At 35.2% G+C, this 13,801-nt stretch carries 7 protein-coding genes; all 7 read right to left on the bottom strand.

Going from position 1 to position 13,801, the window contains the following annotated elements; all coding sequences use genetic code 11:
- Nucleotides 1-178: 178 nt before the first annotated feature.
- Nucleotides 179-1,924, bottom strand: a complete 1,746-nt coding sequence (locus tag J2Y60_RS23285; RefSeq protein ID WP_309924271.1) for an OmpL47-type beta-barrel domain-containing protein — start codon at nucleotides 1,922-1,924, stop codon at nucleotides 179-181.
- Complete coding sequence (locus J2Y60_RS23290; RefSeq protein ID WP_309924275.1) at nucleotides 1,917-3,683, bottom strand: tetratricopeptide repeat-containing sensor histidine kinase; 1,767 nt, start codon at nucleotides 3,681-3,683, stop codon at nucleotides 1,917-1,919. The genes J2Y60_RS23285 and J2Y60_RS23290 overlap by 8 nt, the downstream gene beginning before the upstream one ends.
- A 446-nt stretch (nucleotides 3,684-4,129) precedes the next feature.
- Nucleotides 4,130-5,992: a glycoside hydrolase family 13 protein gene (locus tag J2Y60_RS23295; RefSeq protein WP_309924277.1), complete on the bottom strand. Its 1,863-nt coding sequence runs from the start codon at nucleotides 5,990-5,992 to the stop codon at nucleotides 4,130-4,132.
- A gap of 79 nt (nucleotides 5,993-6,071) precedes the next feature.
- On the bottom strand, nucleotides 6,072-7,391 hold the full coding sequence (locus J2Y60_RS23300) for a SusE domain-containing protein (protein ID WP_309924279.1): 1,320 nt from the start codon (nucleotides 7,389-7,391) through the stop codon (nucleotides 6,072-6,074).
- 104 nt (nucleotides 7,392-7,495) lie between these two features.
- Nucleotides 7,496-9,040, bottom strand: coding sequence for a RagB/SusD family nutrient uptake outer membrane protein (locus J2Y60_RS23305; RefSeq protein ID WP_309924282.1), 1,545 nt, complete (start codon nucleotides 9,038-9,040; stop codon nucleotides 7,496-7,498).
- Between the two features lie 13 nt (nucleotides 9,041-9,053).
- Complete coding sequence (locus tag J2Y60_RS23310; protein ID WP_309924289.1) at nucleotides 9,054-12,398, bottom strand: SusC/RagA family TonB-linked outer membrane protein; 3,345 nt, start codon at nucleotides 12,396-12,398, stop codon at nucleotides 9,054-9,056.
- Nucleotides 12,399-12,767: 369 nt separating this feature from the next.
- Nucleotides 12,768-13,793: a FecR domain-containing protein gene (locus J2Y60_RS23315; RefSeq protein WP_309924291.1), complete on the bottom strand. Its 1,026-nt coding sequence runs from the start codon at nucleotides 13,791-13,793 to the stop codon at nucleotides 12,768-12,770.
- Nucleotides 13,794-13,801 lie beyond the last annotated feature (8 nt).

Consider the following 13,801-nt stretch of genomic DNA (forward strand, 5'->3'; position numbering starts at 1 on the left):
AATAAATCACCTTAGGTGAAATGAAAAATCCACCCAGAATATGAGTGGATTTTATTCTAAATCAATATCTAAAAATAATTTTCAAGGAAAGCCTAGATAGAATACTTGTTAGAAGAATATAAAAAATGCCCTTATCAATAAGATAAGGGCATTTTTGTTTTAATATTTTTGATAATCATTATTTACCAGTCATAAATGTTACTTCTTTAAACGATTGATTACCTAAATAATCAGTACCTGTTATCTTAACAGTGTATTTAGTATTGGCTTTGAAGCCACCAATCGTATTAAGATAGATTTTTGGTGCTTGTCCATTAATACTGTAAGTAATCGATTTTAAACCAGCCAATACATCGGTTCCTGCTAGCGTAAAGCCCACTGTTGATGGATAAATATCAATACCTTGTTTATTCGTATTAATACTACCAACTGTCCAGAAAGTGAAAAGCTCAGGGCCTTCAATATCACTTACAAAGACGAATGAAGCAAAGTTTCTATTGTTTACATTATCGTATCCATAGTAATCAAACTTATGAACACCTTTTTCAGTCATCTTGATTGGTTTAGTATAATCATTCTCAATTAACTTGCCATCAAAATTATACGTAATTTTTTGTAAACCAGACTCTGGGTCGTTTGCTTTTAACTGGATAAAATTATTAGGGCCAAGTAGCATCGTATCTCTTCTTGTAACAATATCACCAATGATTTCATGTTGAAGATTTGGCCCTGTTAAATCTACATACACTTTGCTGATATTATGTTTAAATTCTTCATAACCCGCTCCGTTTAAGCTTGTAGTTTGATTATTTAAATTATCAACAGAGTAATATCTGATATTATGCATACCAGAAATACTTGGTAAATAGAAAGGGTTAGTATAATTAACAAACGGTTGGTTATCAATTGAGTATTTTACTTCCTTAATACCAACTTTGTTGTCTATGGCTGTTAGTTTCAATTTTGTTTTACCAGAAAAATAAACAGTATTATTGGCAATAAATCTATCTCCTAATATATCTGTAGCCATCAAAGGAGAGCTTTTATCTAGGAAGAAATCGAATTTTTTTTCTTTTTCTTGATTGTTTACATTATCCGTTGAATAGTAATACAAAGTATGTTTCCCTTCTGAAAGAACAGCGAAAGGAATACTTTTTCCATCATAAGGCTGTATCGCTCCATCATCGAATTTATAATAAGTACCTTTCAACCCAGAAATACTATCCTCAGTATTGAAATATAATTTACTTGTAAATGAAATAACTTTATCATCAGTAACACCATTTACTGTCAAGTTTGTAAAAGGAGGTGTATTATCAACCGTAAACGTTTCTTGTTGCATTGTACTAGCATTCCCTACATTATCAGTTGCGTAGTATTTCAACACATAGTTGCCTTGTGTGGCTATTTTCTTTTCAGATTTGTATGCTTCAAAGGAAGAGTTGTTGATGGCATAAAAGACTGTTTCTACACCACTTGTTTTATCGTTAGCTGATAAGCTAAAGTTTACAAATGGTCCATAAAAAATCTTTCCTTCAGTATTAACATACTTCTTAGAACCATTGAATAAAGAAATACCCGTTTCAGGTGCAATTCCATCAGCATAGATTTCTAGTCTTACTTCCTGTGGAGGCTCAACAACTGCTCTTGTTTCTGGATCAATTGCATTTTTTGAACGGATATAATTTACCCCTTCAGTATCTAAATAGAAAGGAAATGAATATTTTTGATTAGGAGATTTGTTCAATAACTTCTCCGCATGGTCGGGAGTGGTGGATACCCAGATATAAACTGGTAACTTCTTATTCCAATACAATTTACCTGAAGTACTATCAGTATAATGTTTAGGCTTGCTAGTCTGAGCAACGGCAGCAAAAGCCATTACTATCAAAATAATTGTGTTTAGTATTATGTGTTTACGCATCTTTTGTTTTATTCAAGGTTACGGTAATAGTGGTTCCTACATTTAATTCGCTTTCAACTTTAAGTTTACCTCCACAAATTTTAATAAAGTCATTGCAGAGCACTAAACCTAAGCCAGTACCTTTTTCTTTGTTAGTTCCATAGGTTGATTTATTACTTTTAAGATTAAATAATGTTTTTAGCTTGTCTTCATTCATGCCTACGCCACTATCAATTACTACGATTTCTGCGTTTTCACCGCTATACTTAGCTTGTATTTTAATAGTACCTCTTGCTTTTGTGAATTTGATGGCATTTTGAATCAAATTGCGCATAACAATTTTGGTCATTTCAATATCGGAACTAGCCTTTAATTCAACGGGTACTTCATTGATAAGAACAATCTCTTTTACTTCAGCAATGCGTTGAAGCAAGTTAATGTTTTCTTCAACTATATTATGAATATTTACTGTCTGAATCTTTGGTTTAAGTTCAGCCATTTGTGTTTTTGCCCAGTTCAAAAGATTATCTAAAATTGTTGAAACCTGAGCATTATCGGTTTTTAACTGATTTAAAATTTCTTTCAAATCTTCAGGAATATCGTCATAATAATCTTCTTCTATAATCACAAAGAAGCTTTGTAAAGAGGCAATCGGTCCACGAAGGTCATGAGCGATGATAGAGAAAATCTTATTCTTTACATCGTTTGAAATCGTCAATTGCTCTTTTTGTTCAGCTATTTCTTGGTTTTGCTTAGATAGCTGTTCATTTTGTTTTTTAATCTTTATATTATTCAAATAAACAATTGTAGCAATAGCAAGGACAAATAAAATGATAATACTGGTAATGATAAAAATGTATTTATTCTCTTTTTCCAGTACTGTATTTTGGGCTTGGGCTACTTCGGCATTTGCCTTTTCTATTAATAAATCTCTTTTTTGCAATCCAACAATCATTTCAGCATTGGTAAGATCCTGATAAAGATTGATATTTTTTTGTTTAGCAGTCAGAAGTTGCTTGCCACTTTCTTTGAGCTTAATCTCGTTTTTCTCTAGTTCTAATTCTTTCGTTTTAGCCATAGACTCTGCTAATTGTTTTTTCAAACTTTCGGCTTCTAAGTCACTGGCTAGTTTGGTTACTTCCTTTTTTTGTAATTGGTCATGAAAGGATTTATAAAGACTGAAATACTTGAGGGATTCATCTACATTACCTGCTTTTTCATAAGTTTCGCTCAACATGGCATAAGTACTCGCCATTTGTTTAATATCGTTCAACTCCCTCGCTAAATTCAGTGCTTCGTCTAGGTCATTCAGTGCAAGATTATATTTTTTTATATTGTTATAAACAACAGAACGGTTGATTAATGATGAGATAATGCTGTAAGGTTCTTTCTGAACTCGTCGGGCAGCCAGTGTTTGGGTAAAATGGTACAACGCTTTGTCATATTCTTCGGCATCAGCATACAGCATACCCAAGTTGTTATGAATCATAGCACTACCATTTTTGTTTTCAATTTTTATATTTAGATTTAAGCTTTTTTCATAGAAAGGAATGGCTCGTTTATATTGGTTATAATTCCAATAAATGAACCCTATTTCATTCATCATTCTTGATGCTTCTTTGTAGTTATTTACATCAATAAAATTTTCGTATTGTGCTTGAAATTGTATAACACGCCCAGAATCAGAACGGCTTAAAGGCAATACCTGCGCCTTCAATTGAAAACCAAAAGAAACAAGTATAATTAAAAAGAGGCTACAATATATTTTTATTGGATACATACTCGAACAAAAAGTCAATAATAGGAAGTTAAAATAAACAACGCCCTTTAATACAGTAAACAAAGAGTATTAAGTCATTCAGTTTTTATTAGTTTCGATAAATTACCTTTTAGATAATTAGTGCAATAAACGTTATTTATATCAATTTGACGATGCTTAATCTCTTGAAAATCAAAGTGTAAAACCTTAAATTAGCTGGTTGGTGAAATTTTCATAACTGCAAAGATAATGTAAATTAATTCAAATAATCATGCTGTTTTTTTGAATTAAAAATAACATAAGTTAACGACAATACTATAATTGTTTATACGTTGAAATAAACAGCAAATTTTATGCCATAAGTATTGATGATAGCAACTAAAATGAAAATAGAGGAGCGTTTAAAAGGATGCCTATTATTGTTTGAAATAGCTCTTCCAGACAATAATAGGCACTAAAGAAGGATGTTATTTTTCAGTAATTTCTAAAATCATTGGGCTATTTGGGGCAATGTTCAAGCTATTATTTACTTCAATAGTTTGATTATTAATAATATCTTTTGCTTGGAATGTTGGCTGAATGATTTCTTTGAATTTACTCATGTCTAATGTCTTGGCTTCATTATTATTGTTCAGAATAATCATGATTTTTTGCTTATCATTATACCTGAATTGCACATAAAATCCATTTTCAGGAGCGAAGTGCTTCAATTTCCCTGAATGTATCACAGGCGTGTTTTTACGCCATTTTAATAAAGTGCTGACAAAGTTTTTAGCATTTGTTTCGACAGTACTCATATTCGTATTGGTGAATACATTTTTTTTGTCACCATCCCAACCACCAGGCATGTCACTTCTGATTTCTCCGTGTTCATCACTTTTCGGATTGGTCATTAATATTTCTGTCCCATAATAAATCTGAGGGATTCCTCTAGTAGTCAGCAGAAATACCATTCCATTTTTGAATTTATTATAATCTTCGTGAAGTTGGGTGAAGAAACGACTCATATCATGATTGTCAGGGAAAATTACTAAATCATTCGGGTTAGCATATACAAAATCATTAGCGATAGCCTGATAGAGTCTCACTAAACCTTGATTCCAAACTTTTTCGTCCGTATTCAAGGCTTCAATCAAAGCCGCATTCGTTGGGAAGTCCATCAAACTTCTTAGATACGATACATATCCATTTTTGTTGATTTTACCTTTTTGCCATGCTGATACAATACTTGGATTCAATGACCATTCTTCACCCACAATATTAAAATTTGGATATTCTTCGCCCATTCTTTTACTCCAAACACTCATAAAATTCTTGTCTGGATAAGGCCAAGTATCCATTCTGATACCACCCAAGTCCGCATACTCTACCCACCAAATTGAGTTTTGGATTAAGTAAGTTGCCATAAATGGATTTCGTTGATTCAAGTCAGGCATGGTTGAGTCAAACCAACCGTCGCTGTGCGCGGTAATGTCATATTGAGAAGCATAAGGGTCATGAAGACTTTCACGTCGATGGCTCGAATAAATTACCTTTGGTGAGTCTTGAAAATTTACCCAATCTTTCGCAGGAAAGTCTTTCATCCACCAATGCTCAGACCCACAATGATTCAATACCATATCCATTACTAACTTAATGCCATGTTTTTTGGCTTCTTTTGATAGACGAACATAATCCTCATTTGTCCCGAATCGGGCATCTATTTTGCTGAAATTAGTAATGGCATAGCCATGATATGAAGTTTTCGGTTGGTTATTCTCCACCAATGGATTTATCCAAAGGGCAGTCATCCCTAAGTTTTGAATATAGTCTAAATGCTGAATAATTCCCTCAATATCACCACCATGTCTGCCTGTTAAATTTTTGCGATTAAGGCTGTCTTTGAATAAAGGCATATTATCATTCAGCGGATTTCCATTAGCAAATCTATCAGGGGTAATCATGTACATCACATCACTACTATTAAACCCTATTCTTTCAGCAGACTTACTCTGTCTCTTCAACAATTGGTAGTTATACGTAAATGATTCTTTTTTACTGTTTTTAAAAACGATTTTTACGTTGCCTGCTACTGTCTCAGGGGCAATCAAAAGGTCGATAAATAGATAATTTGGATTTTCTACTTTGTTGACTTTTTTAATAGTTACCCCTTTGTAATTGATGTGAGGTGTAAATTCAGCCATGTTTTTTCCATGAACTAATAATTGTAAAGCAGGATTTTTCATGCCTACCCACCAGTTCAAGGGTTCGATATGTTGAATTTTTTCTTGTGCAAAAAGTCCGTTTTGCATCAAGCATAAACAAAGAAATAGTTGGAATGTCTTTTTCATCGTATTTGTATGATTTAATAGCTAAAAAAAATCTGCATGAGCAAAGCTATGCAGATTTAAGTATTAAATTTATTATGAATTATTTTACTTTAGTTGCCTTATAAGTAGGATTTGCAGCATCTTTCAGATTGAGCTCAAAATCATAAGTACCAGCCACTGCAATAAAATTCTCTCCACCCGATTTTAAAGCACCGCTTGTGCCAATTAATTGAGCCGCCGCCGCTGTAGTACCATAGTTTGTACCCCAATCATCATTTAACCTGAATTTGAATTGGTCAGCCTTCAATACTACGCCTTTCAATACCCACGTTTCAGTACTTAAATCGTACGTGAATTTCTGGTCTGGTTTATCGCCCCAGCCTGTAGACGTAGCAGCACCCACAATTCCCCAAGGAGCATATTTCGTAATAGTATAAGTGAGTTTTTTGAAATCAACCGTAATAAGGTAAGTACCTTTTTTCACTGCGATGTTATCACCGCCTTCTTTCAAAACGCCACCTGCACCACCATAATTTGTTCCCCAGTCGTTGTCCTTACGGATTTTAATTTCTCCGTCAATCAAATTAACAATGCCCGTCCAAAGGTCAACAGTTGGGTCATAACTTAATGGTAAATCTGGTTTTGCACCCCAGTCATTGGCTGCACTTCCTACAATTCCCCAAGCATATTTCTCGATTTTATAAGTAAGGGCTGTTGGGTTTAATGTTATTTTATAAGTACCGGCTTTTACGGCAATATTGTCGCCACCTGCACTCAAAACACCCGCACTTCCACCTAAGTTAACAGTCCAGTCGTTATTCTGACGGAACTTAATTTCTCCATCAGTCAAAGTAACATACGCTACTAAAACATTAGCTACATCTGTTTTGTAGAAAGGCAAATCTGGTGTTGCCCCCCAATTGTTAGCAGCACTACCTACAACGCCCCAAGTAGTACTCAAGTCAAGCTTAGCAGAGTAGGGGGTAGCTTTTAAGCTACCAGTAGTAGAACTCAATACTGTAGATGCTCCTAATGACGACTGCACTTTAATGTCAATGTCACTAGCCGCTCCTGGCAAAAAGCCAAAGCCCAATAATATGGCATTTAATTCAGAAGCCTTGAATACTTTTTTCAAAGCAGTTCCTGTTACTAACGAAACAGCTTTTGTAAAGTCGCCACCCTTTTTATCAATTAATATGGTGTAAGATGGAGCCGCTTTAAAGCCATAGTTGGGATTAGCCCACGAAACAGTTAATACTTCGGTATCTGCTTTATCTTTATCCAAGACAAGATTGCTTGATGATAAAGTGACAACGGGAATAGCATTGGCATCTAATACCGCTATTTCTTCGTCTTTTTTACATCCCCAAGCCAGTACAAAAACAAGGCTCATCAGGAATAATTTTTGTATCGTTTTCATCGTTTGATGTTATTAGTCTAAATGTTGTGCTTTATAGGCAGTAAACGACAATCTATAAACTTTGTTAATTTGCTTATAGCCTATAGCCTACTGCTTATAGCTTTTTAATATCCAGTATTTTGCTTTAAAGTTGGGTTAGCAATAATATCGCCAGAAGCCAAAGGAAATAGAGTACGGAACGCCTCTACATCTTTACCTTCTTTTACACCACCTTTCCATGCCCAGTTATACCCAGAAGTGAATTTTCCAAAACGAATTAAATCTGTACGACGGTGTCCTTCCCAGAATAATTCACGACCTCTTTCATTCAATAAGTCATTTATTGTCAATGTTGAAAGATTCCCTGCACCAGCACGTTTACGAAGTTCGTTCACTAAATTCAATGCCAATGAGTTATCGCCCGTTCCTCCACGCGTAACAGCCTCTGCATACATTAAATAAGCATCTGCCAAGCGGAACAATGGGAAATCTGTATCTGCATATAACGCATTTTTACCTTTTACACCTGTACTTGTTAAGTTTGAAAACTTCACTACCGCATAACCATTTTCAAAAGTACTGAACTCATCGATTTCCAATTGTTGTCCATTTGTGTAGAAAAGTGCTCTTTTGTCGGCTTTGTCATCGAATAGATTCACCAATTGTTTGGTAGTACGGAAACCTGCCCATTTTTGTTCAGTTCCATAGTCAGCAGGATTCATTGCTCCACCTATCGAACCATTAATCGCCAAAGTAGTTACGCCATACGTTTGTGTTTCGTTACCATCAAAATTGATACTGAAAATAATCTCTTTAGAAGTATTATTATCTGCCAAGAAATTAGTTCTGTAATTACTAGCAAGCGTATAACCCGCATCAATTACTTTTTTGGCAACAGCCGCAGCCTCTGTATATTTCTTTTGACCAATATATACTTCAGCATTCAAATATAATTTTGCTAGGGTCATCCATGCAGCAGCTTTGTCGGCTCTACCATATTCGTTGGTTTTTGGGGCAGGTAATTCGGCATCCAAAGCCAATAATTCTGATTCCAAATATGCAAACAATTCAGCACGGGTAGCTTGTTTTGGTAACGTAGCACCTACTTGCTCGTTTTCGGTAATCAATGGTACGTTGCCGTATAAATCAATCGCATGAGAATAAGCCAACGCACGAAGGAAACGAGCTTCAGCACGGTAGTTCTTAATATCTTGCGTATTAGTTACGCCACGGCTACTCAATTTTGCATCTGTTGTTTCACGCAAGAATTCATTAGAAACGGCTACTTGAAACAAAATACGAGAATAGAAAGCCGCTGAAAAAGAGTTGGCTGCCGTCCAGTTCATAGCATGTAAATCAGGTACGCCTGGGTCATTCCATCTACAAACCAATTCGTCAGTCGTAAATTCCTGTAAATACCAATAGGCACGCATATAACTTTGCGAACCGCCGTCATATCCTTTTAAATCAACATCGTTATCGCCATTTTTCAACCCTGATGCCGCTAAACCAGCGTACATTTTAGCTAAGATAAGTTTATAGTTGGCAGGGTCTTTATATACTAATTCTGATACCTGTCCTACATACGGCACAGTATCCAACTCTTTGCAAGAATTCAATGAAAAACAAAGAATTGCTGCGGTTAATACGTTTTTAAATATATGTTTCATGATGATTTTCTAATTAAAAATTAACATTTAAGCCCAAAGAATAAGTACGCGGTCTTGGATATACTTGGTTGCCAATTCCGTCTCTTAATTCTGGATCCAATCCTTTGTAATTTGTAATAACAAATACATTTTGTACAATAAATGATAATTGCGCTCTTACATTTTTGATTTTGATAATATCACTTAAATTGTAACCCAAGTTGATATTATCCATTCTCAAGAATGAAGCATTTTGAATGTAATAATCAGACATACGGGTTTCTACCGTACCAGTCTTAAAGCCAGTTTCTAACACATTGGTAGATAAATTGCTATTGAAACCAGTGTTGAAAAGGTTAGAATAGATACCTCTGTTTGAGAAAATGTTATTGTAAGCATAATTGCCCACATTCGAACGTAGCACAAATCCAAAGCTTGCTTTTTTGTAGGTCATCTGCGATGTAAAGCCAAATAAATAGTTTGGCGCAGCTCCTTTATAACGATAACGGTCTAAATCTGTGATTTTACCATCTCCGTTTAAATCTTCAAAAACGCCTTCTAATGGTTTTCCACTAGCATCATATACTTGTTTGTAAACAAAGAAAGCATTTGGCACATAACCAGTAGAGTGTACTTGTATGGTATTTCCTGTACCGCCTTCAATGCCACCTACTAATACACCTACATAACTAGGGTTATCCACTTTAGTCAAAGCAGTGATTTTTCTTTGATTATAAGTAAAGTTGGCACTAATATCCCAATTGAAATTCTCCGTCAAAACAGGCGTATAGTTTAAAATTACTTCAATCCCTTTGGTTTCTAATGAACCAACGTTGGTCACTACTTTATTACTAAAGTTGGTTCCAGCCGCTACGTCAATTTCATTAATCAAATCAGAAGTAACTTTTTTGTATAAATCAATGCTACCAGAAAGACGTGATTTTTTCAAGCCAAAATCTAACCCAACGTTGGTTGATTCTGTTTGTTCCCATTTGATATTAGGGTCATAAGCATTCGGGCGTAGCAAGGTATAAAAAGTATTACCCAATTGATATTGAATACCCTGACTTGGCGTATAAGCATTTAAGTACGGATAGTCGCCCGAAGAAATATCTTGCTGACCCGTAATACCCCAGCCTAAACGAAGTTTTAAGTCTGTAAAGGTTTGGCTGTCTTTAAATTCGTTATTGATTTTCCAAGCCAAAGCAGCCGACGGGAATGTACCCCAACGGTTATTTTCCGCAAAACGAGATGAACCATCACGACGAAGTGTAAACGTTGCTAAATACTTGTTAGCCAAAGCATAATTCAAACGACCGAAGTATGATAACAAGGCATAATCCGTTTTGAAATATGATTTCGTGCTTGTTACATCAGGGTTTCCGAATGTTGTACCATTTTCTTCTTCTCTTACAAAACCTTGGTTTTCAACCCCTGCCATTACGTTGACAGTCTGGTTTGTAAACTCTTTCACATAGTTTAAATAAAACTGGTTAGTGAAATTATTACGACTCTGCGTATAATATCCTGTCGAACCTCTGTTAGTATATAAGTTGGCTGACACCAAGTTTGATGCAGATTCTTTACCATCCGTATTCGAGCGGTCTAAGCCTAAGTTCCAGTTAGCTTTTAATGCTGGTAAGAATGGGAATTTATAGTCAAACTGGATGTTGGCAATGATACGATTTACCGTAGCTTTATTACTTTTTAAATTTAATAAAGACAATGGGTTAGAAGGTGCCAACGACACAATATTACCATTGCTTTCTAACCAGTTAAAATAGCCACCATACTTCTGATTTTCAACATAAGCAGGTTGGGTAGGGTCAAAGCCAATCGCCGAACCGATTGCACCTTCATCAGCGAAATTGCTTTTTGTTGACGAGGCCTTTACGTTTACATCGATTTTCAAACTATTGTTGAACAACATCGGGCTGATACCAAATGAACCTGAAGTTCTTTCTAAACCAGAAGTCAATAAAATACCGTTTTGGTTGGTATGACCAACTGATACTCGGTAAGGAATGTCTTTCAAAACACCTGTAATACTTAAATTATTATCGTTGCTTAATGCAGTGCGATAGATTAAATCTTGCCAGTTAGTATTGGCTGTTCCTAGTAAAGCTTTCTGAGATTCCGTACCTCGGGCATTCACCACTTCTCTGAACTGATCGGCAGTAAGTACGTCTACATTTTTAGTTTTTACCCCCGCCGAGAACATCGAACTGAAATTCACATTGAATTTATCTTTCTTCGTTCCCTTTTTGGTAGTAATGATAATTACACCGTTTGAAGCACGTGAACCATAAATAGCAGTAGCTGACGCATCTTTCAATACGTTGAATGATTCAATATCGTTTGGATTGATAAAACTCAATGGGTTGGCTGAACCTTTTACTTCGGCATTGTCTAACGGTACTCCATCAATTACAATCAATGGGTCGTTACTAGCACTTAGAGAGGAACCTCCACGAATACGAATCTGACTGGCTGAACCGGGTGCTCCACCATTGGATGTAATCTGTACACCTGCCAATTTACCTGTAATTAATTGTTCAGGAGTAGCAATGTTCCCTTTTACAAAATCAGCGGAAGTAATGCTGGTGATTGAACCTGTTAAATCCTTTTTCTTTTGACTACCATAACCCACTACCACTACTTCTGTCAATGTTTTTAAGTCTTCTTTCAAGGTAACATTGATAGCGGTTTTGTTGCCAACGGTGATTTCTTGGGGTAAAAAACCGATAAAACTTACTACCAAAACAGCTTGCTCGTTTGGAACGGTGATACTAAACTCTCCATTCGTATTAGTGGTTACACCTCTGGTTGTACCTTTAATGGCCACAGATGCTCCTGGAAGCGGACTACCTTTGTCATCTGCTACTTTGCCTGTAACTGTTTGTTCGGCCGTAGCAGATAGATTTACTTCTGAAATGGAATTGTTCTCTTTTAAATCATTCCCTTCCATATTAGAAGATAGATTTTTTTCATTTGAAGCGATTTTTGTCTGCGTACTGCCCTCTGACTTTTTTCCAAAAATCAAGTAAGTATTTTTGCGAACTTTTTTGAAAGCTAAACCATTTGGTGCTAATAAAGCTTCCAATGATTGCTCCAGACTTTTACTAGTACGTACATTTTCTTGCAGAACGGAAATGCCCGAAAGTGTTTTTTCTTCAAAAAGAATATCAACATTAAATTGATTCTTTAGAGAAAGAATAGCATCACGTAGTTTCATTGTTGACGAAGTCTCAGGGCTTCTTTCAACTTTAGGCTTGTTTTGGGCGTATGCCAAAGCTTGCGCAGATAACGGATGGGGTAGGTAACTAAATGCAGTTACCATTCCTCCGATTATCACTAATCGAAATACTCGTTTTTTCATGTGTTTTTAAAAATGTTGGTTAATGGAAATTACTTTTTTTAAGATTGTTTTTATTTTAGTTGTGAATGAGTGAGTTGTGAATTAGTGATTGATTTCTAGTTGTGAATGAGTGAATTGTGATTTAGTGATTGTTTTTTTATCTAATCCACAATTCAATAATTTTGATTTTTGTTTATGTTCTTTTAAAATTCTTTTAAATCTTTTGTCTTTTTTTACCCGCTGATTTATGGAGATTTAATACGCTGATTTTCGCTGATTTTTATAAAATATCTTTTATATCTTAAAGTCCTCTAGTCTAAAATCTAGCGTCTAAAGTCTAAAAATCTTATGTCTTAAAATCTTCCAGTCCTAAAGTCCTCTAATCTCCCTTCACTCATCAATCTCAGAAAGGACCACCGTTCCGTCGCTATTTTTCTGATATTGTAAATTGAGTAATTCTTGTAGAATAGAGATTAAATCATCCGCCTTGTCCGCACTAAAAGTGCCTGTTACCGTACGATTCGCTAATTCTTGCGAGTTTATTTTAATTTGTACACCAAACATTTCAGCGATTTGATAAGAGATTTCCTCCAAAGAAGTATCATCAAAAACAAAGCGGTGAACTTTCCAAGCAGTATAAGAATTGACATTTTTTACAGCCTTGATTTCCGACTTCCCCATTTTATCTAATGACACCAAGTCGCCTGGCTTCATCATGATATAACGTTTTTCAGTGCCATTCAAAAAATTTACCTTTACTTTACCTTTGCTCAAAACCACTTTTGAACCACGATTCCTAGCAAAAACACTAAATTCTGTTCCTAGTACCTCTACTTCTAATTTTTGAGAAGTCCTTACGATAAACTTCTGATTATTAATAGTATGTTTTACCGAAAACTCAGCTTCACCGTCTAGAAACACTTCTCTGATAGCCTCATTGCCAAAGCCGAATCGCTTTAGTTTTAAAGTTGAATTAGCATTTAATGTAACATTACTGCCATCAGGCAAACTAATAGATTGCGTTTCACCATAAGCAGTACGATACTCTTGATAAATCAGATGGTCACGTTGGAAATATAAAGTCAAGCCCGAAAACATTAAAATCACGGCAGCACTTGCCCATTTAAACCAAGCCATTTGCCAAATACTTTTTTCTTCTATCGCATCATATTCGCTTTCTAGAGCTTCTTGAACATCAATGTCTGATTCACTATATATTTTTTGAAAAAAAAATGCCTTAGCCTTGTCTTTATCAGCCAGTATTTGTGGGTATTCGTTTTCGTATTCTTCTAACCATTTATAATACACCTCTTTATTTTCAGGATTGTTAAGCCAATCTGCAATCATTTTCTTTTGCAAAGGACTTGTTCTTCCTGCGAAGTGTTCAAATAAAATATTTTTGCTAAGCGTCGTCATATCGTTGA

This window comes from Arcicella sp. BE140 (assembly GCF_031456255.1).
Classification (GTDB): domain Bacteria; phylum Bacteroidota; class Bacteroidia; order Cytophagales; family Spirosomataceae; genus Arcicella; species Arcicella aquatica.

Coding starts and splice junctions, on each gene's coding strand:
- J2Y60_RS23285 (WP_309924271.1), bottom strand. CDS start 1,924: ATGCGTAAACACATAATACTAAACACAATTATTTTGATAGTAATGGCT.
- J2Y60_RS23290 (WP_309924275.1), bottom strand. CDS start 3,683: ATGTATCCAATAAAAATATATTGTAGCCTCTTTTTAATTATACTTGTT.
- J2Y60_RS23295 (WP_309924277.1), bottom strand. CDS start 5,992: ATGAAAAAGACATTCCAACTATTTCTTTGTTTATGCTTGATGCAAAAC.
- J2Y60_RS23300 (WP_309924279.1), bottom strand. CDS start 7,391: ATGAAAACGATACAAAAATTATTCCTGATGAGCCTTGTTTTTGTACTG.
- J2Y60_RS23305 (WP_309924282.1), bottom strand. CDS start 9,040: ATGAAACATATATTTAAAAACGTATTAACCGCAGCAATTCTTTGTTTT.
- J2Y60_RS23310 (WP_309924289.1), bottom strand. CDS start 12,398: ATGAAAAAACGAGTATTTCGATTAGTGATAATCGGAGGAATGGTAACT.
- J2Y60_RS23315 (WP_309924291.1), bottom strand. CDS start 13,793: ATGACGACGCTTAGCAAAAATATTTTATTTGAACACTTCGCAGGAAGA.